We start from the raw sequence: 20,243 nt of genomic DNA on the forward strand, positions 1-20,243 counted from the left end.
ACTTTGGAGGTTCTGTCATGAACAACATCACGCGCGGCTGGGCGGGTCCAAGCCTCACCGGCCCGGGGTGACCCACGACCAGCAGGTCCGATCGCGCCGCTGTGCCGTCGTTGAGGTGATCCGCCGCTGGGTGATCCGCCGCTGGGTGGTCTGCTGCTGGGTGGTCTGCTGCTCAGGTGATCGCCGAGGCTGGGCCGCATACCCGCACTCGCACCGGAACCCGTAGATCGAGCCGGCCACGCCGCCGAACTCGCCGGTCCGCACCTGCCCGACGAACCACATCGGCCGCCCGCAGCAGCCGGGCCAGTGTGGATGCGCCCGTGACCACTCGGGTCTCCCACCGAGCCGCCCCACGTCGTCCCATCGACGTTCGCCGGCCGGGGCGAGCCGCAACCGCAGCGGCTCGGGTGCTTCGTCGGGCGCGTAGCCGGGACAGGACTCGGCGCGCTGTTCGTCGAACCTCCTCAGTCGCCAGCCGTAGTCACCACGCAGATCCTCGTCCGCGTCGCACTCGGAGCAGGAGCTCATCACGAACGGATGTCCGCCGCCCCGCACCGCGGCCGGCAACAGCGCGTCACCCACCAGCAGCGGCACCGTGAGCGGCAGCGCACACCCCAACCCGCGCGGATCCTCGAACACGGTGCCCGCATCCACGAACGCCGCCAACCTCGGATCGGCCTTCCGTGCCGTCACGATCGTGCGCGGCTGCGACACGTACCGCCGCTCGGCCGGACCATCCGCCGGCACCCACACGCCGCGCGCCCCGCACATGTCGTTGACCACCGCGGATGCCTGTGCCAGCCGCGTGAGGTGGTCGAGGGCACGGTCGGTGTCGACGCCGAGCAGCAGGTCGACCCGGGCCGAGTCGAGATCGGCGGGCGTGTCATACCGGCGGACCTCCGCGGGCGGCGATGCGGCGATCCGCTCGGCGAGCCGGTCCACGATGTCGTCGGGGGCGCTCTCGGACGTCCGCCAGAAGTCGACCCGGTCGGCGTCCACGAGCCGGGCCACGGCCGCGTCGGTGAAGTCCTCCAACACCGTGCCACGGTAACGACCGCTCATGCCACGAACCTGATCTCCGGATACCGGGCCGACGGCGCGTCGAGCAGCGGGGAGTCGATGCCGCGCAGATGCAGGTCGAAGAACGCGCCGACATACGCCCTGGCCACCGCCACCACCCGCGGGCCGTCGATCGTGCCGTAGGCGTCGGTGATCTGCGCGCCGGGCAGCGAGCCGCTGCCGCCACGGGTCCGCCGCCGTGGCGATCTTCCCGCCGTCGGTGGCGTCGATGCGGCGAGGGTCGGCACCATCAGCACCGAGTCGTGGAACGACAGGTGCCGGGCTGCGGGCATCCGCAGCTCGCGGTGCCAGCCGCGGAGATGGTCGGCGAACGCCTGCCAGCCCGGGGTGTTGCCGCCATCGGTGTCACCCGCGGCGAACAGCAGGAACGGCCGGTCCAGCCCGGCGGCGGCATCCGCGCCGTACAGCGCGCCGTCGAGGTTGAGTCCGGCGCGGATGCGCCGGTCGTCGTGCATCACCTGGGCGGCCGTGGCGCCGCCGAGCGAGTGGCCGAGGACACCGACGCGTGTCAGCTGTAGGGAGCCGCACATTCCGGCCGGGAGCCGGCGCCGCTGCACGTCGGGGTTGCCGCCGCCGTCGAGGACCGTCAGCCGGTCCAGCACGAACCGCAGATCGGCGGATCGGACGGCGACCATCTTCGCCGCGAACGCCTCGAACTGGGCCGGGTCTTCGATCTGCGCGACCAGCGCGGTGATCGTGTTGGGCTCCACCCGCCCGCCGGGGAACTCGACCGCCAGGGGGTCGTGGGTGTGGTCGACGGTCACCACTACGTGTCCACGGCTGGCGAGCTCCTCCACGAGTGCGGCGCTGGAGTTGCGCTCGGCGCCGAAACCGGGCGAGAACAGCACCACCGGCCAGCCGCCACGCCGCGCGGCGACCGGAGCGCCGACGTGCGCGTGCGTGCGGACCTCGGCGAGCCCCGGCAGGTCCCGTTGGACGCCGCTGACCGTCTCGGCGAGATCCCTTCCGACGGGTCCCGCCTCCGCCGGAGTCAGCCAGGGAGCGGGCGGCCCGGCCGCATGCGCGGTGGGATACCACAACTGGATCATGAGCTCCCTGGGCCGGGTGGGAGCCACCCACGGGTCGGTCCGCGACGGGTCCACCAGGTGCAGCGGCACAGACCCGATCGGGTGCGGACCGGTCGGCGCGGGCAGCCGGAACGCGGGCCTGGTGCCCCTCGACGCGGTGGCCGGCAGCGCGGTGCAGAAGGTCAGGGCGGCGCCGATGGTGGCGGCGCCCAGCAGCCGGCGGCGGGTCAAAGACAGGGGGTGCATCGCGGGTCCTCTCGCTCGGGTGCCGCCGAAGTTAGCCCTGCCGCGGTGGTCGTGTCGTCGTCCCCAGGACCGACCCGGATCCGGCCGTGTCCGACTTGAGTAGGACACCCATGGTGTGCCTGACGATGACGACGCGGCACCCGCGCGCCGCCTACCTTGCCCGCATGACAACGACGCTCGCGGTCGAAGTGACCGACCTGGTGAAGGTGTATGGAACAGGCGACACCACAGTGCGCGCGCTGGACGGCGTCGGCGTCGCGTTTCCCGTCGGCGAGTTCACCGCGATCATGGGGCCGTCCGGCTCGGGCAAGTCCACGCTCATGCACTGCCTGGCAGGGCTGGACTCCGCGACGTCCGGCTCGGTCCGGCTCGGTGGCACCGAGCTGACCGGCCTGTCGGACAAGGCGTTGACGCTGCTGCGCCGGCAGCGGGTCGGGTTCGTGTTCCAGTCCTTCAACCTGCTGCCGACGTTGACCGCCGAGCAGAACATCCTGCTGCCGTTCGACCTCGCCGGGCGAAAGCCCGACCGTCGGCGGCTGGCGCAGGTGGTGTCGGTGCTTGGCCTCGGCGAGCGGCTGCGGCACACGCCGGGCCAGCTCTCCGGCGGGCAGCAGCAGCGGGTGGCGTGCGCCAGGGCGCTGCTCGGCCACCCGGACGTGATCTTCGCCGACGAGCCGACCGGCAACCTCGACTCCCGCACGGGGGCCGACGTCCTCGACGTCCTGCGGCGCAGCGTCCGGGAGCTGGGCCAGACCGTGGTCATGGTGACGCACGATCCGGTCGCGGCCTCCTACGCGGACCGGGTGGTGATGCTGGCCGACGGACGCATCGTCGACGAGCTGCGCCACCCCACCTCCGAGGCGGTCCTGGACCTGCTCAAGCGGTTGGGGGCCTGACATGCGGCGCACCGCACTGGTGGGACCGCGTCCCCGGCGGCTCGTGCCCACCGCGATCGCCGTCGTGCTGGCCGTGGGGTTTGTCGCCGGCATCATGATCTTCGGGGCCGCGACCCGTGCCGCGCTCCTGGACGAGTATGCGCGCGCGGCCCGCAACGTCGACGTCGCACTGACCGCGGCCGAGGGGACCAGACTGCCACTGTCCACAGTGGATGACGTCGGCCGCGTCGGCGGTGTCACCGCCGTCGAGGGACGCATGGCGGAGCAGGCGCCGCTCGTCGACCGTCAAGGACGCCTCGTCACCGAGTTCGGGGCCCCCGGCCATGCCGTCGACGTCGGCGACCATCCCGAGCTGCGCCCGTTCGACCTGCGCACCGGGCAGGTGCCGCAGGCGGACGGGGAAGCGGCGCTCGACGCCCGCACCGCCCGAAGGACCGGGTTCCGGGTCGGCGACACCGTCGCTCTCGTCGGCGCGGACGAGCAGCGGCACGAGTTCCGGCTCGTCGGGATCGTCGACATCACCGGTGTGGACGGCGGCAACACCTCCACGGTCGTGCTGACCCGGCCGGCGCTCGTGCGGCTCACCGGGGCCACCGGCTACCGGGAGGTCGTCGCCGTCGTCGCCGACGGCACCGTGCCGTCGGACGTGGTGTCCCGGGTGACCACGACGGGCAAGGTGCGCACCGGCGACCAGCTGCGCCGTGACCTGGCCCGCGAGGCGTTCGGGCAGATCGACGGGCTGCTCGTCGGCCTGCAGCTGTTCGCCGCGGTCGCGGTGCTGGTCGCCGCGCTCGTCATCGCCAACACGTTCAACATCCTGCTCGCGCAACGCATGCGGGAGACGGCGCTGCTGCGGTGCGTCGGTGCGACCCGCGCACAGGTGTTCCGGCGGGTCGTCGCCGAGGCCGCCGCGGTCGGGTTCGCCGGCGCGACGCTCGGGATCGGCGTCGGCCTCGCGATCGGGTTCGGCCTGTCCCGCGGCGCGGCGCTGCCCGGGATCGGGTTGCCCAGCGGCCGGCTGGTGGTGGGTGTCCCGCCGGTGCTGGTGGCGTTGCTCCTCGGTGTCGTCCTGACGATCGTGTCGGCGCTGGTGCCGGCGGTCCGGGCGACCCGGGTGCCACCGATCGCGGCACTGCGCGTCACCCCACTCGGCGGTGGCGGAGGCCGGCGTGGACGGGTTGTGCTCGTCGTGGTCGCGGCCGTGCTCGTCCTCGGCGGGGCGGCCCTGACCATGGTCGGGTTGCGCACCGGCGACCCCCAGACGGCGATGGCGATCGTCATGGCCGGCGGCTCATGCGTGTTCCTGGCGGTGCTGCTGCTGTCGCCGCTGTTCATCGGCCCGCTGGTGTCGGCGCTCGGATGGCTGCCCGGCCTGTTCGTCGGCGTACCGGTCCGCCTGGCCGCCGCCAACGCCCGGCGCAACCCTGGGCGCACGGCGGCGACGACGGCCGCGCTGCTCGTCGGGGTCGCGTTGATGGCCGGCGGCAGCACCATCGCCGCCACCGTCAACCGCACCGCCGAGGCCCAGCTCAACCTCGCGTTCCCCGTCGACTACCTACTCACGCCGGCGGTCACCAGCGGCGACCGCACGGCGACGGTCCCGCCGTCGGTCACCGCCGGGCTGCGCACCGACCCGACGTTCGAGCTCGTCGCGGCGGTCAGGCACGACACCGCCAAGACGTCCAGCGGGGCGCTGCGCGTCGGGACCATCGACGAGGCGGCGATCGGCACGGCGTACCGGCCCGCGGTCACCGCCGGGCGACTGGCCGACCTGAGGCCAGGGACCGCCGTCGTGTCCAGCGGCTCCGACGTCCTCGTCGGCCGGCGCGTCGGTGACCAGCTCCGGCTGACCGGCGGCGGTGGCCGCACGATCACGGTGACGGTCGCCGCGACGGTCCAGAGCGCGACGCTCGTCGGTGACGTCGTCATCACGGGTGCCGACTTCGGGACGCTGTTCCCGGCGGCGGCGGGCGACTCGCTCGTCATGCTCCGCACCGCCACCGGTGTGTCCGCGGTGACGGCGCGCGACCGGCTCGACACCGTCCTCGCCACGCATCCGCTCGTCCAGGTCGACGACCTCGCCGAGTTCCGCGACGCACGCAACGCCGCGATCGACCAGATCGTCGCAGTGATCGCGGTCCTGCTCGCGCTGGCGCTGATCATCGCGCTCGTCGGCATCGCCAACACGCTGGCACTGTCGGTGCTGGAACGCACCCGGGAGTCGGCGTTGCTCCGCGCGCTCGGCCTCACCCGTGGTCAGCTGCGCGCGACGCTGCTCGCCGAGGCGTTACTCATGGCGGCGGCCGGTGCCGTCGTCGGCGTCACGTTCGGCCTCGTCTACGGGTGGCTGACCGCCGACGCGGCGTTCGGCGACGTCGACACCAAGGTCGCGATCCCGGTCGGGCAGTTGGCGGCGTTCGTGGGGCTCGCCGCGCTGGCGGGCGCACTCGCCGCAGTGCTGCCGTCACGCAGAGCGGCAAACGCCGCAGTCGTCGTCGCCCTGGCCGATTGACGACCTATCGTGGACGACGTGTGGAACGGCGAGCACCTGCAGCGCATCAGGACCTGGCTGTTCGACGGGGGTGTCGCGGGATCCGTGCTGTATGTGACGCTGATGGAGCGCGGGCTGGAGCCTGCCGTCGTCGCCATCGGGCTCGTCATGGCGGCCGCGATGCTGGGCCGCCGCCGCTATCCGGTGACCGTCGCCTGCGTCGTCTACACGGCGGCACCGCTGCACCTGCTGTTCGACGACGCGATGCGGCTCTATGACGTGGCGGTGCTGATCTCGATGTTCGCTGTCGTCAAGTACCGGCCGCAGCTCGTCTGGGGCATCCTCGCGGGCGTCGGCGCGGCTCTCGGCGTCGTGATCGGCTCCGCTGTCGAGGCCCGCCGGACCGACAACTTCGGCACCATCGCCTGGGTCGTCGGCGCACTGACCGTCGCCGTGTGGTTCTCCGCGTACGGCGTGAGGACCAGACGGCTGTACGTGGCGAGCCTCGAGGAGCGCGCCGCCACACTCGAGCGCGAACGCGACCACCTGGCCCGTCTCGCCGTCGCCGACGAGCGGGCCGCGATCGCGCGGGAGCTGCACGACGTCGTCGCGCACAGCCTGAGCGTGATGATCGTGCAGGCGGACGGCGCCGGATACACCCTGGACCCGTCCGCGTCTCGCGCCCGCCAGGCGCTCGACACGATCGCCGCCACGGGCCGCGACGCCCTCGAGGACATGCGTCGCGTCGTGAGCGTGCTGCGCGGCGCGACGCCGGGGACGGACACGTCCAGGCGCCGGGTCGGCCTCGCCGAGCTCGACCGGCTCGTCGAGCGGGCCGGCCTGCGGGTCGACCTCGACACGGTCGGCACCCCGACGGGGCTGAGCGTGGCGGAGGAGCTGACGGCGTACCGGATCGTTCAGGAGTCGCTGACCAACACCCTCCGGCACGCGGGACCTGACGCGAAGGTCACGCTGCGCCTGGAGTACACGTCCGGGCTCATCGCGATCGAAGCCACCGACGACGGTGCCGGCCGTCCCGCTGCCGCCGCTGCAACCACGCGGGGCGGTCACGGCCTGGTGGGCATGCGGGAGCGGGTCGCGCTGCACGGCGGGACCGTGACGGCAGGTCCGCGGTTCGATGGGGGTTGGAGCGTCACGGCCACGATTCCCAGAGCACCCCGGGTCATGGCCGGAGACCACGGAGCCAGGGCAGCGGCCCAGGATCCGCAGCCTCCCGCCGAGCATGTCGGCGTCGTCGAGCCCGGCAGCGCCGCGGCGGTTGAGCCCGGCAGCGCCGCGGCGGTTGAGCCCGGCGGTGCAGATGGAGTTGAGCCCGGTGGTGCCGATGTAGTTGAGCGCGGCGATCTCGGCGCGGCTGACCCCAGCCGTTTCGGCAGGGTTGAGCCAGGCAGCGCCGGTGCGGGTGAGCCATGCGGCGCTGATGTGGTCGGGTCCAGTGGTGGCGGCGGAGGTGAGCCGGGCGGCGGCGTGGTCGAGGGCGCAGTCGGTCCGGACGATGTCGACAAGGCCGAACCCGGCAGTGTCGGCATGGGCAAGGCTGGTGGTGGTGGAAACGGGCCCGGTGGACTCAGCGTGGTCGAGCCGGGCGGCGGCGGTCTGGTCGGGAGTGGTGCAGCTGTGGGCAAGGCGGGTGGTCTTGGCGTGGTCGAGCCGGGCGGCGCTGGGCTGGTCGGGAGTGGTACAGCTGTGGGCAAGGCAGGTGGTCTTGGTGTGGTCGAGCCCGGCGGCGGCGCTGGGCTGGTCGGGGGTGGTGCAGCTGTGGGCAAGGCGGGTGGTCTTGGTGTGGTCGAGCCGAGTTGCCTCGGCAAGGCTGGGCGGAGCGTCGGGGGCGGCGGTGCTGGTGTGGTCAGGCCGGGTTGCGTCGGTGGGGCCTTGCCCGGGGGTCTTGGGGTGGGCGGGTCAGGCGGCGTCGGTGGGGCTTTGCCCGGGGGTCTTGGGGTGGGTGGGTCGGGCGGTGGCGGCGTCGTCGGGGGCGGCTGGTCTGGCGTGGTCGAGGCTGGTCGCCGGTGAGTGAAACGGTGATCCGGCTCGTCATCGTCGACGATCAGGAGTTGATCCGGGCGGGCTTCCGCATGGTGTTGTCCGCGCAGGACGACATGGTTGTGGTCGGGGAGGCGGGCGACGGGGCGGAGGCGTTGCGGCTGCTGCGCCGGGTTGAGGCCGACGTGGTGGTGATGGACATCCGGATGCCGGTGATGGACGGCATCGCGGCGACCGAGGCGTTGTGTGCGCGGCCGGGCGGGCCGCGGGTGTTGATCCTGACCACGTTCGACACGGACGAGGACGCGTTCGCGGCGTTGCAGGCGGGGGCGAGTGGGTTCCAGCTGAAGAACGCGCCGCCGGCGAGTCTGCTGGCGGCGATCCGGGCAGTTGCCGGCGGTGAGGCGATGGTGGCGCCCAGGGCGACGCGGAGTCTGCTGGACAGGTTCGCGGGGAAGTTCGTGGCGGCGCCGCCCGTGGTCGACGACCCGGACGCGTTGCGGCGGCTTGCCAGCCTCACGGACCGGGAGCGGCAGGTGCTGCTGCTCGTCGCCGAAGGGTTGTCGAACGTGGAGATCGGGGACCGGCTCAACGTGGCGGAGACGACGGTCAAGACGCACGTGGGGCGGGTGCTGACCAAGCTGGAGGTGCGCGACCGGGTGCAGGCGGTCGTGTTCGCGTATCAGATCGGTCTGGTCCGCACCGACTGATGCCGGGTGAGGGCCTGCTGCCGTCGCGTCCCACGTCGCGCGAGTGGGTCGGTGGGCACGGCTCCGTGATCCGGAAGATCGAAGTCGCGGGCCGGCTGCGTGGACGGCCAGGACCGTCCTTCGATCACCCCGGGAAGATGCACCTGAACCAGCGCCGGGGCTGGGCGTTGACCCTGCGACGCCCAAGGAACATGGGCCGGGCGGTGCGGCTCAGGGTGGTCTCCGAGCAGGTCAGTCGGTGCGTCACCGGCACCGGCATCGGGGACGGGCGAGCGGGGCCCTAGGGGATCGGCCGGACCGCAGGTTGGGGACCGGGTCGTCCTGCCGCACGAGTCGCCGCGGGCGGTTGCCCGGAAGGCTGCATGTCAAGGACATCCACCGACGGGGGAGTGGGCAGCCACGAGGACGAAGCCAGGCCGCCGGGAAGCGGCGCCGCGGGGCAGGAGGGGGCCCCGCGGCGCCGCAGGAGCGACGGAAAGCAGCCGTCAGGGACGCGCGGCCCAGCGCTGGGCGCCGGTGCCGTTGCAGGTCCACAGCTGGACCTTGGTGCCGTTGGCGGTGCCGGAGGCGTTCACGTCGACGCACTTGCCGGAGCCGGTGCCGGTGATGGAGCCGTTGGCGTTGAACGTGAACTTCTGCGCGTTGGTGCCGTTGCACTCCCAGATCTGGATCTTCGTGCCGTCGGCGGTGCCGTTGCCGTTGACGTCGAGGCAGCGGTTGCCGTAGACGCGGAGCTCGTTCGCGGCGGTCCTGGTCCACTTCTGGTTGGTGCCGCCGTGGCAGTCCCAGATGTGGATCTGGGCACCCGCGGTGGTGCTGGCGCCAGCGACGTCCATGCAGCGGTTCGCCTGCGGGTTGGCCAGTGACACGGCGGTGCCGACGGGTGGGATCGTCGGGGTGAGGCTGCCCGGCACGGACTGCAGGGCGCTGTACCAGCGGGCCGCCATCTTGTCGTAGCCGGTGGCGTTGGGGTGCACGCCGTCGGCGAGGTCGGCGGTCGTGATCGCGGAGTGCATGTCGACGAGGTGCGTGAGCGGGCCCTTGCCGGCGACGATGCCGGGCAGGGCCGCGTTGTACGCCTGGACGCGCGCCTCCTGGGTCGCGTTGGTCTCCGGGGTGATCTGCGCGACGAACAGCTCCACCGACGGCGCGTTCGCCCGGATCTTGTCGATGAGGGCGGACAGGCGCGCCGGGGCGTTGGCGACGTCGTAGTTCTGGTTCATGTCGTTGGTGCCGATGTGCAGCAGGATCGTGCGCGGCGAGGTCGCGGCGAGCCAGGCGACGATGTTGGCGTCGAGCTGGTCGATCCGCCAGCCGGAGTGGCCCTCGTGGTCGTGGTCGGGCAGTGACGCGGGGCCGTTGAAGCCGGAGCCGACGAAGTCCACCGTGTACCCGCCGGCCGCGAGGCGTTGCCACAGGTTGATCCGGTAGCCGCCGGGCACGTTGAACCCGTCGGTGATCGAGTCGCCGAGCGGCATGACCCGGACGCCGCCGTTGGACTCGGCCTGTGCCGGTGCCGCGGTGGCGAGGGTGAACCCCGCGGCGAGGGCGAGTCCGAGCCCGGCGGCGGCGAGCCGCTTGAGATTGCGTCGCATGTGCTGGTTCCTCTCATCTGGGCCGTCCGAGGGCGGTCCGCTCGGCGCGGGTCCTGGCGGGGAGCCCGGGCGTCGCGGCGGGGACGGTCGCATCGAGTTTTGGCGATGTACCCCGAAGCCGGGAGCCCAGTGGTGCGCCGGACCGGTCGAACGCCACCCACGCTGCGCCGAGCGGTTGCCGCTCGCCGGGGGGGAGGAGGACGCCCAAACAGTGCGTCCGTGCTTTGCAAGAACACGTTCGAATCCAGCAAAGATGAGTCTGGATATTGCGTAGTGGTGTCGGCGGGGTTACCGTCCCTCTTGCACCGCCGCCAACCGGTGCGCCGAAACCCACCCCGCCGTTCGACGTCACCACCAGCGCCGACCAGCCCGACACCGCCAACTCGCGGCCGGCCGGCTGATGCCTCGCGCGGTAACGGCCCCCGTCGAAAGCGAGCAACACATGTTCCGGTCCACCCGAGGTGCCAGACGGAAGGGGCGCCTCGTCGCCCTGACCGCGGGCACCACGCTTGCCGCCGCGGGCGTCGTCGTCGGTATGACGATGTCGCCGGCCTCGGCGGCCGCGACCGGCGGCGTCGGTGCGACGCTGCCCTATGTCGAGGTGCAGGCGGAGAACGCTTCCACCAACGGCTCCGTCATCGGCCCCAGCGCCGCCTACAACACCCTCGCGGGTGAGGCGTCCTACCGCAAAGCGGTCACGCTGCAGGGCAGTGGCAAGTTCGTCGAGTTCACCGCGCCGGTGCAGACGAACTCGATGGTCTTCCGGTACAGCATCCCGGACACGGGCAACGGCTCGGTCTACACGGCGCCGATCTCGCTGTACATCAACGGCGTGCGGTCCAACAACTTCACGCTGACGAACGCGTACAGCCACTACTACAGCAGCTACCCGTTCAGCAACCAGCCGGGCAGCAACCACCACCACTACTACGACGAGGTCAACCGGCTCTTCCCGCAGAGCTACCCGGCGGGCACGAAGTTCCGCCTGCAGGTCGACTCGGACAGCACGGCTTCGTCGTACACCATCGACCTCGCGGACTTCGAGAACGTCGCGGCACCGCTGTCGCAGCCGGCCGGCTCCGTGTCGATCACCAGCAAGGGCGCGGACCCGAACGGCGTCAACGACTCCACCTCCGCGATGAACCAGGCGATCGCCTCCGCGGGGGCGGGCGGCACGGTCTGGATCCCGCCGGGCACGTTCAAGATCCAGGGCCACATCGCGGTCAACAACATCACGATCAAGGGTGCCGGCATGTGGCACTCGAAGACGACCGGTGACCGGATCGGCTTCTACGGCAACTACGCGCCGACGCCGAGCACCAACGTGCACCTCTCGGACTTCTCGATCTTCGGCAACGTGCAGGAGCGCAACGACGCCGACCAGGTCAACGGCATCGGCGGCTCGCTGACGAACTCGACCGTCGACCGGGTCTGGATCGAGCACACCAAGGTCGGCGCCTGGATGGACGGGCCGTTCGACAACCTGGTGTTCAACCAGATGCGGCTGCGCAACTACAACGCCGACGCGATCAACTTCCACAACGGCGTGACCAACTCGAAGGTCACCAACAGCCACGTCCGCAACGCGGGCGACGACGGCCTGGCCATGTGGGCCGAGCAGAACGCCGACGTGAACAACTCGTTCGACCACAACACGGTCGAGCTGCCGATCCTCGCCAACGGCATCGCGATCTACGGCGGCCACGACAACTTCGTGACCGACAACAAGGTCATCGACGCCGGCCTGAGCCAGGGTGGCGGCATCCACGTCGGGCAGCGGTTCGCCTCGACCCCGATCGGCCGCACCGACGTGCTGCGCAACACGATCATCCGGTCCGGCAACCTCGACCCGAACTGGCAGTTCGGCGTCGGCGCGCTGTGGTTCGACGCCCGCGACGGCGTCATGAACGGCCTGACCAACGTCGACAACATCCTGATCCAGCAGAGCCCGTACGAGGCGATCCAGTTCGTCTCGGGTTCGCAGATCAACAACGTGAAGATCAACAACGCGACGATCCAGAACACCGGCACGTTCGTGGTGCAGCTCCAGGTCGCCGGCGCGGCGACGATCACGAACAGCACCGCCACCGGTACCCAGGCATCCGCGCCGATCTACAGCTGCGGCGTCGGCTTCAACCTGACCGACGGCGGCGGCAACTCGGGCATCTTCGGCGCGACCGGCTGCCAGATGCCGGTGCCGACGTTCCCGCCGTACCTGCCGGACAACGGCTCGAACATCAACGTCAGCCCGAGCGCCCTGGGCTTCGGCTCGGTCGCGACCGGTGGTACCAGCGCCGCACAGGCCGTCACGGTCACCAACAGCGGCACCGCTTCGGCCCCGGTCGGCACGATCGCCGTCTCCGGTGACTTCGCGCAGACCAACACCTGCGGCAGCAGCCTCGCCGCCGGCGCGTCCTGCTCGGTCAGCGTCACGTTCAGCCCGACCGCGGCCGGCACGCGCACCGGCAACCTGAGCGTGACCGCGTCCGGCCTGACCAACACCGTCCCGCTGTCCGGCACGGGTGTCGCGCCCGGACCGGTCATCAACGCCAACCCGACGACGCTGTCCTTCGCCGGCACGGTCGTGGGCGCCTCCGCCCCCACGCAGACGGTGACGCTCACCAACTCGGGCACCACGTCGGCCACGGTCTCCGGGGTCACCACCAGCGGCGACTACAGCCAGACCAACACCTGCGGCTCGCTGGCCGTCGGCGCGTCGTGCACGGTCACCGTGAAGTTCACCCCGACCACCTCGGGCGCCCGCACCGGCACCCTCACCGTCGCCAGCAACGCCAACAACAGCCCGGCCACGGTCGCGCTGTCCGGCAGCGGCATCGGCACCAACACCAACATCGCCCTCAACAAGACCGCCACCGCCAGCAGCCAGGTCAACGGCACGCAGGCGGCGACCACGGCCACCGACGGCAACGCCGCCACCTACTGGGAGAGCAACAACAACGCCTTCCCGCAGTGGATCCAGGTGGACCTGGGCGCGACGACCAGCATCGGCAAGGTCACCCTGAAGCTCCCGCCGGACGCCGCCTGGGCGACCCGCCAGCAGACGCTGTCGGTCCAGGGCAGCACCGACGGCTCGAACTTCAGCACGATCGTCGGCTCCGGCCAGCAGACCTTCAACCCGGCCACGGGCAACACGGTCAACCTGACCTTCTCGGCCACCAACACCCGGTACGTCCGCGTCAACATCACCGCGAACACCGGCTGGCCGGCCGGCCAGATCGCCGAGCTGGAGGTCTACCCGAGCGGCGGCACCACGCCGAACGTGGCCGTCCTCAGCGCCAACCCGACCAGCCTCACCTACGCCTCGCAGGCGCTGAACACCACCAGCGGCTCGCAGGCGGTCACGATCACCAACACCGGCACCGCGGCGGCCACCGTCTCCGGGGTCTCCGTCACCGGTGACTACCAGCAGACCAACAACTGCACCTCGATCGCCGTCAACGCGTCCTGCGTCGTCAACGTGAGCTTCCGGCCCACGGCGTCCGGGACCCGCACCGGCACCCTCACCGTCACCAGCAACGCGCAGAACAGCCCGACCACGGTCGCGCTGTCCGGCACCGGCGCCGGTGGCACCACGCCCACCAACCTGGCGGCGGGCAAGCCGACCAGCGAGTCCAGCCACGTCCAGGTGTACGGCTCGGGCAACGTGACCGACAGCGACCAGAACTCCTACTGGGAGAGCAACAACAGCGCCTTCCCGCAGTGGGTCCAGGTCGACCTCGGCTCCGCGCAGAGCATCAGCAAGGTGGTCCTGCAGCTCCCCACCTCCTGGGGGGCCCGCAACCAGACCATCCAGGTCGTCGGCAGCACCAACGGCTCCACCTGGTCGACGCTGAAGGACCAGGCGTCCTACGCGTTCACCGGCGGGGCGGGCAACACCGTCACGATCACGTTCACGGCGCAGACCCAGCGCTACGTCCGGCTGAACATCACGGCCAACACGGGCTGGCCGGCGGGGCAGATCTCGACCTTCCAGGTCTGGAACATCTGACCGCTTCGTAAGGGCACGGGGTGCCGCCGGTCTTGCGGACCGGCGGCACCCCTTCGTTCCTGGGTCCTCAGCCGGTCGTGGCGAGGAGGTTGCTGAGTCCGGCGTTCTGGTCGAAGCCAACCCCTCGGGAAGGTTGCGGTCGCCTACAGTGCGGATATGAGGCTCGTCCCGGTCGTGGAGATGGCGACGTCACAGCCCACGTACCTCAACCTGGACCACGCGACGCTGATCGCGCCGGTGCACCTGGACACGAAGGCCCGCGTGCTGCGCAGGGACCAGGAGACGTGGGCGGTCACCTTCGTGGTCACGGTCGGCGACACCGCGTCGGTGTATGCGACCCGCCGCTCGTTCGTCGGCGAACAGGACGCTCTCGCCTGGATCGCCGCCAACACCGAGGTGGTTCGCTAGCTTGGGTGCCTGCGCTGTCGTGTGCCCGGCGCCTCGGTCGTGGTGGCCGCATCGCCGCACCGGCCCTGGGACGGGCCGGTGCGGCGGCCGCTGACCAGGTCGCCTCGGCGGCGCGGGTCGCTTACCGGGTCGCCTCGGCGGCGCGGGTCGCTTACCGGGCCGCCTCGGCGGCGGTGCGGGTCGCGGCGGCGGTCAGGGTGCGGCGGCCGGTAACCAGGTCGCCTCCGCGACGGCGCGGGTCGCGGCGTCCGTGTAGACGGCCGTGGCCAGCCACGCCTGGGCGAACGCGCTGCCGTCGTCCCCGGCGAGCCGCCCGAACGTGTCCCGGGGCCGGGTGCACGCCGCCTCCGTCAGCCGGTCGAGCAGGACCGCGCCGGTGTCGAGCCGGCCCCGCCGCAGCCGGGTGGCATCCGACGGACCCCGCCCCGCCGCGAACGTGTGCACGGTCCGGCCGCCCGACACCGTCCGCTCGACCTGCGCCGCCAGCAGCCGGAGCACCGGATCGCCGGTCGTGCCGATCACCGGCGGCCCGGCCTCCCCGGGGGTGGCCCCCACGGGGTGATCGCCGGGGTCGTCGTCGTCCGGCACCGCGGTGCCCTCGGGCCGCGGCAGGTGGCTGCGATGGAGCCGGTCGAACGCCAGGTCCACGTGTCCGGCCTGGGCCGCCGGCAGGTTCCAGCCCGTGCCGTCCACCGGCGCGACCGACAGCGGAAACACGGTGCCCGGCCGCGCCGGATCGGGGCGCGCGACCACCAGCAGCTCCAGGCCGGTCGCGCGGCCGAGAAACCGGAGATTGTCCCGGTACGCCAGCGCCGGCGAATCGTCAGCGACCCGCAGTGTCAGCGGGGCACCGCTGGAGGCGGTCGCGGCGACGGCGTCGCCATTGGTCGTACCGTCGATCCGGACCGACAGGAACACCAGGTCGTCGCCGGCCCGCCGGTCCGTCACCGGCAGGGCGAGTGCCCCGAACGCCCGGTGCACCTGCTCGTCGAGCGGCACCCTCCATAGCCCGGCCAGGGGCTCCTCGTGCCAGCCGCAGCCGCCCGCCGTGACCGCGCGCACCGACCTGCCCGCCCCCAGCTGCCGCGTCGCGGAGGCCGTCGCACCCGACACGACGAGGCCCGCCCGGGTCAGCGCCCGGTGGCTGAGCGCGGTCTCGCCGAGCGCGACGGTCGCGTTGCCGGCCTTCGCGGCCCGTCGGGCGTCGCCGGGCATCAGGTCCGCGATCATCCACAGCCCGCCGTCCCGGTCCGCGACGTAGGTGACCACGCCCGCGTAGCCGGAGTCGGCGAGCACCGCCGTCGTGCACAGGCCGTGCAGGCGGAGGCTGCCCTGCAACTCGTACGCCCGGCGGGCCGCACCCAGCAACCCCTCCGCCGGACCGGCGCCGGCCGACCGCAACCGTTGCAGGACCCCGATGAGCTCCTGCAACGCGGCCGTCAGGTCCCCGAGCCGGAAGTCCGGGTCGCCGGAACGGGCCGCCTGCAGCATCGCGGCGACGACCCGGGCGGCGGTGGCCGGGCGGTACACCTTGCACGCCTGCCCCTCGTGCGCCGCCCGCAGCAGCGCGGTGCGCGCGACGGTCCCCGACCCGGTGACTCCCGCGGCGAGCACGTCGACGGCGGCCCGCCACAGCTGCTCGACCGCCGCCCGCTGCTGCACCGTCAACGGCTCGGCGACGGCCTCGGCCGGGACGGCCGTGCCGCCCGTGCTGTCCGAGGCCGTGCCGGCCGTGCTGTCCGAGGCCGTGCCGCCCGTGCTGTCCGAGGCCGTGCTGGCCGTGCTGTCCGACGCGGTCGCGGCACTGGGATCCGAAGCTGTTCCGGCGGTGGTTTGCGGGGAACCGGGGAACTGCTCCGCGGCGTCGGGCAGTTCATCGGCCGGTGCGGTGTCCTGCGACGGCCCGGTCGGGTCGCCTTCCGCGTACGCCGGGGCGAGTGCCAGCACCGCGGCCCGGTGCAGGCAGTTCGGCGCGAGCAGGCAGGTGCACGTCGCCGCGTCCGGCGAGCGGACCACCCCACCGTCGGCGACGAGTGTGACGGTGGTCGTGTCGTCGACGGCGACGGTGAACCGGCCGTCCGCCGCCGTCACCGGCAGTGCCGCGAACCGGGTCACCGCCTCGTCGACCTTCTTGCGCAGCCGGGCCGGCAACGCGTCGACGGCCGCCACCAGCACCGTGTCCGCCACCGGCGGCAGCGCGGCCCCGCTCATCGGGCCACCGCCCGGTCGCGCTTCGGACGGCTCATGCGCGCACCTTCTCTCCGACCCAGCGGGCCAGCTCCAGCGGGCTCAACGCGGCGACCGGCATGCCGCACGCGACGAGCTGCGAGGCCACCGACACCGAGTACCGCGGGCGGCCCCCGTCGTCGAGGCTCGCGCAGCCCAGGACGGTCGCACCCGACTCGACCAGGGAACGAGTCTCCGCGAGCAGCCCGCCCAGGGGGTACCCCTCCTCGAAGTCGCTCACGACCACGACCAGCGTCCGCGACGGCACGGTCACCAACGACCGCGCGTGCCGCAGCCCGGCCGCGATGTGGGTGCCGCCGCCGACCTTGACCTCCAGCAGCAGGCCCAACGGGTCGCTGACCCGGTCGGTGAGGTCGACGACCTCGGTCGAGAACGCCACGAAGTGTGTCGTCAGCGCCGGCACCCCGGCGAGGATCGCCCCGGTCAGCGCCGACCAGATGACCGACGCCTCCATCGACCCGGACACGTCCACGACGAGGACGAGCCGCCAGTCGACGCCCCGGCGGGCCTTGGTCCGGAACACCGGCCGGTCCGGGATGACCTGGACCCGGCCGTCCTCGCCGCGGCGGGTCGTCGCCAGGTTGGCCCGCAGGGTCCGCGGCAGGTCGAGGGGGCCACCTGGCCGGCGGGTCGGCCTGGGCGTCGTGATCCCGGCGAGCGCCGGCCGCAGCCGCGCCGCCAGCTGCCGGGTGAGCTCCTCGACGATCCTCGCGACCAGCGGCCGCAGCCGCGCGACGGTCGACTCGGGCATCGCACCCGCGAGGGACAGCACCGTCTGCAGCAGCTCCACCGACGGGGTGACCGCGTCGGGGTCCAGCAGCAGCGCCGCCTCCCGCCGGCCGGACTCCGCGGCCCGGGCGAGGACCTCTTCGCGGATGCCCGGCCCGAACAGCGCGGACAGTTCCTCGGCCCACTCGCGCACACCGGGGAACGGCGCTTCCCGACCGGCCCGCCCGGCGGCGTCGGCTCTGGCGCCCTCGCCGGTGCCGGCGCCGTAGAGCTCGTCGAGGGCGGTGGCGTACCGCGCCGCTCCGGGCCCGAGCGCGTCGGACCGCCGGCCCAGCAGTAGCCGCCACCGGTCCACTGTGGACAGTGTTCGGTCCGCACCGGGCGCTACGGGCCTGCTGGGCTCCTCCTCCGCCGTCTTCTCCTCCGCCGGCGGTATGGCGTCCGTGCCGGGTGGGGTCAGGCCGTACGCGGTGAGTGCCGCGGCGCCCGCCCGGTCGGCGAGCAGCCTGACGAGCAGCTCCTCCGGCGACACGTCGGTGATGTCGCGGGCCGACGCCGTGTCGCCGAGACGTTGCTCGACGACGGCGAGCAGCCGGTCCCGGCCGGCGGGGCTGACCGCCTGGAACCCGCCGCGCAGCGCCGGCAACCGGGACAGGAAGTCGTCGTCGGGCAGGGACTCCACCCGGTCGAGGAGCCCGTCGAGGATGTCGTCGCCGGCCTGCAGGAGCGGCTCCGCCGCGGTGAGCAGACCCCGGAGGTGGCCGAGCAGCCGGCGCCGGCCGTCGTCGGTGCGGGCGCCGTCGACCCAGGACGCCAGCCGGGTGCCGAGCGCCGCGGGCTCGCTGAGACCGAGGATCACCTGGACGGCCCCCGCCGCCGCCGACATGACGGGCGAGCCGTCCCGGGCGAGCCGGTCCACGGCACCGGCGAGCCGGAGCCCGACCCCGGCCGCGTCGGCGCGCTGGGCGAGGGCCACGAGGGCCCGGACGTCGTCGACGGACTCGGATCCCGTCAGGCCGTCGACCTGGCGGACGGCGGCGGACTCGAGCGACTCGAGCATCGGGGCCAGATCACCGAGCAGCCCGGCGGGCATGCCGGGGACGTGCCCGCGGTCCAGCCGGTCGACGAGGGCGAGCGCGGCCATCAGCTCGTCCAGGCTCGCGGCGGCCGGCACCCCCGCGGCGACCTCCGCGACCCGCTCGCGGGTCAGCGCGACGAGCCCGCAGCCGGCGGCGACGGCGAGACCGTCGATCAGCTGCGCCGACGTCGGGCCTTCGGCGTCCTCCTCGCCGCGCCGGCGGTGCCGCAACGTGCCCTCGGCCGCCTGGGCCAGGGTGACGCCACGGATGCCGGCGAGCTCCAGCATCGCCTCGGTGCCCGGCACCCACTGCACGGTCCACCGGGTGGTGAGCGCGTCGGCCCCGCCGGTGCCTTCGACGGCGACGCGTTCGCCGTACGGCACGCGACACACCTCGAGCTGCCGCAGCGCCACCTCCCGCCGCCGGTCCAGATCCGAGCGCAGCGAGTCGAGCCGCATGTCACGGGCCTTCTCTCCGGCGACCGGCAGGCGGAGCTCGGCGACGAGCGCCTCGACCGCGGGCCGCAGCCCGGACCGGGGCGTGCCCGGCGCGAGGACGCCGCGCTCCTCACCGACGAGCACCTGCTCCATCGCGGTCGCGACGACCCGCCCCCGGCCGAGGACCTCACCGTGGGCGACGACGCTCTGCAATGCCTCCACGATCTCGCCCCGGCCCGGCGACGGCAGGGCCCGCAGCCGGGCCAGGTCCGTCGCGAGCCGGAACGCCTCCCGCGCCTCCGCGGGCCCGGTCGGGTGGCCGGCGGCGCGAACCCGGGCGCACACGTCGACGATCGCGGTGAGCGCGGCCCGCTCGACGTCTGCGGGCCGTCCACCGGCGGCGACGACCGCCTGCTGCCAGCGGGGGTCACGGATCCCGGCCGGGTAGCCGGACCTGGCGTCCAGCAACGGGAACGCGTACGGCACCAGCGACGTGACGACCTCGGCCGCCTTGCCGGCCCGCTGTGGCGCCGGCTCGGTGACGGGCTTGTCGACGTCGAGCAACGCCCACGCGTGGAACGAGCCGACGACCGCGGCGACCCGCCGCCCTTCGAGCGCGGCGAGGTGCCGGCGCATCCACGCCTCGCGGCGCAGGTCGAGCGGGGTGACGTCGTCGCCGGTGTCGTGCCGCATCGCCCAGCCGACGAGCAGCGCCGCCCGGCGGACCGCGTCCGGCACGGCGCCGGGGGCCCGGGCCTCGACGACCCGGTCCCACATGTCTTCGTCGGGACGCCCGGTCGCGGCCCGCCGCAGGGCGTCACCCAGCAGCCGCATCCCTTCCGGCGCGACCACCACAGCCCCGCCGTCGTCGCTGGACACCGGCCCGTTCGAGGTCGGCCCGTTCGAAGTCGGCCCGTTCGAGGTGGGCCCGTTCGAGGTGGGCGTGGTCGAAGCCGGCCCGTGCGAGGAGGGACCGGCAGAGGCCGGCCCGTTCGAAACGAGTCCGGCTGTGGCCGGGCTGGCAGGAGTGAGCCCGTCCGGGGAGGCGCTGGCCGGAGTCTGTGCGGATGGGGAGGGTCCGGCAGGGGCCAGTCGGTCCGAAGCGGGGCCGGTGGGAGTGAGCCCGTCCGGGGAGGCGCCGGCCGGAGTCTGTGCGGATGGGGAGGAGCCGGTAGAAGTCTGTGCGGACGGGGAAGATCCGGCAGGGGCCGGCCCGTCCGAAGCAGGGCCGGCAGGAGCCTGCACGGACGGGAAGGCGCCGGCAGGGACCGGTCCGTCCGGGGAGGG

General features: G+C 73.0%; 12 protein-coding genes. 6 read left to right on the plus strand and 6 right to left on the minus strand.

All coding sequences use genetic code 11. From position 1 onward, the window contains the following. Positions 1-54: 54 nt before the first annotated feature. Positions 55-1,062, minus strand: coding sequence for a hypothetical protein (locus Dsi01nite_RS04100; protein ID WP_203844646.1), 1,008 nt, complete (start codon positions 1,060-1,062; stop codon positions 55-57). Further along, complete coding sequence (locus Dsi01nite_RS04105) at positions 1,059-2,354, minus strand: alpha/beta hydrolase family protein (RefSeq protein WP_203844647.1); 1,296 nt, start codon at positions 2,352-2,354, stop codon at positions 1,059-1,061. The genes Dsi01nite_RS04100 and Dsi01nite_RS04105 overlap by 4 nt, the downstream gene beginning before the upstream one ends. Before the next feature lie 164 nt (positions 2,355-2,518). On the opposite strand from Dsi01nite_RS04105, the gene Dsi01nite_RS04110 reads away from it, so the two are divergent. The 4 genes from Dsi01nite_RS04110 to Dsi01nite_RS04125 are packed head-to-tail and all read left to right on the plus strand — an operon-like array spanning position 2,519 to position 8,452. Beyond that, a complete protein-coding gene (locus Dsi01nite_RS04110) occupies positions 2,519-3,250 on the plus strand; it encodes an ABC transporter ATP-binding protein (protein ID WP_203844648.1) in 732 nt (243 codons plus the stop codon). A gap of 1 nt (position 3,251) precedes the next feature. After that, positions 3,252-5,762, plus strand: a complete 2,511-nt coding sequence (locus Dsi01nite_RS04115; protein ID WP_203844649.1) for an FtsX-like permease family protein — start codon at positions 3,252-3,254, stop codon at positions 5,760-5,762. Between the two features lie 9 nt (positions 5,763-5,771). Continuing rightward, entirely contained in the window at positions 5,772-7,772 is a 2,001-nt protein-coding gene (locus Dsi01nite_RS58235) for a histidine kinase (RefSeq protein ID WP_275423327.1), read from the plus strand. After that, entirely contained in the window at positions 7,769-8,452 is a 684-nt protein-coding gene (locus Dsi01nite_RS04125; RefSeq protein ID WP_275423328.1) for a response regulator, read from the plus strand. Before Dsi01nite_RS58235 ends, Dsi01nite_RS04125 begins: the two co-directional genes overlap by 4 nt. A 485-nt stretch (positions 8,453-8,937) precedes the next feature. Here Dsi01nite_RS04125 and Dsi01nite_RS04130 read toward each other — a convergent pair whose 3' ends face one another. Then, entirely contained in the window at positions 8,938-10,047 is a 1,110-nt protein-coding gene (locus Dsi01nite_RS04130) for an RICIN domain-containing protein (RefSeq protein WP_203844650.1), read from the minus strand. Positions 10,048-10,489: 442 nt separating this feature from the next. On the opposite strand from Dsi01nite_RS04130, the gene Dsi01nite_RS04135 reads away from it, so the two are divergent. Beyond that, entirely contained in the window at positions 10,490-14,056 is a 3,567-nt protein-coding gene (locus Dsi01nite_RS04135) for a choice-of-anchor D domain-containing protein (RefSeq protein WP_239135670.1), read from the plus strand. 156 nt (positions 14,057-14,212) lie between these two features. Beyond that, the gene (locus tag Dsi01nite_RS04140; protein ID WP_203844651.1) at positions 14,213-14,464 is read left to right on the plus strand and encodes a hypothetical protein; all 252 of its coding nucleotides are present in this window, start codon (positions 14,213-14,215) and stop codon (positions 14,462-14,464) included. A gap of 192 nt (positions 14,465-14,656) precedes the next feature. Here Dsi01nite_RS04140 and Dsi01nite_RS04145 read toward each other — a convergent pair whose 3' ends face one another. Genes Dsi01nite_RS04145 through Dsi01nite_RS58830 form a run of 3 tightly spaced genes read right to left on the minus strand, consistent with a single transcriptional unit; the run spans position 14,657 to position 20,154 of the window. Further along, complete coding sequence (locus Dsi01nite_RS04145; RefSeq protein ID WP_203844652.1) at positions 14,657-16,675, minus strand: SWIM zinc finger family protein; 2,019 nt, start codon at positions 16,673-16,675, stop codon at positions 14,657-14,659. Between the two features lie 31 nt (positions 16,676-16,706). Next, the gene (locus tag Dsi01nite_RS04150) at positions 16,707-19,790 is read right to left on the minus strand and encodes a DUF5682 family protein (protein WP_203844838.1); all 3,084 of its coding nucleotides are present in this window, start codon (positions 19,788-19,790) and stop codon (positions 16,707-16,709) included. Next, on the minus strand, positions 19,774-20,154 hold the full coding sequence (locus tag Dsi01nite_RS58830) for a pentapeptide repeat-containing protein (RefSeq protein ID WP_203844839.1): 381 nt from the start codon (positions 20,152-20,154) through the stop codon (positions 19,774-19,776). The genes Dsi01nite_RS04150 and Dsi01nite_RS58830 overlap by 17 nt, the downstream gene beginning before the upstream one ends. Positions 20,155-20,243 lie beyond the last annotated feature (89 nt).

It is taken from the genome of Dactylosporangium siamense (assembly GCF_016862795.1).
Taxonomy (GTDB): domain Bacteria; phylum Actinomycetota; class Actinomycetes; order Mycobacteriales; family Micromonosporaceae; genus Dactylosporangium; species Dactylosporangium siamense.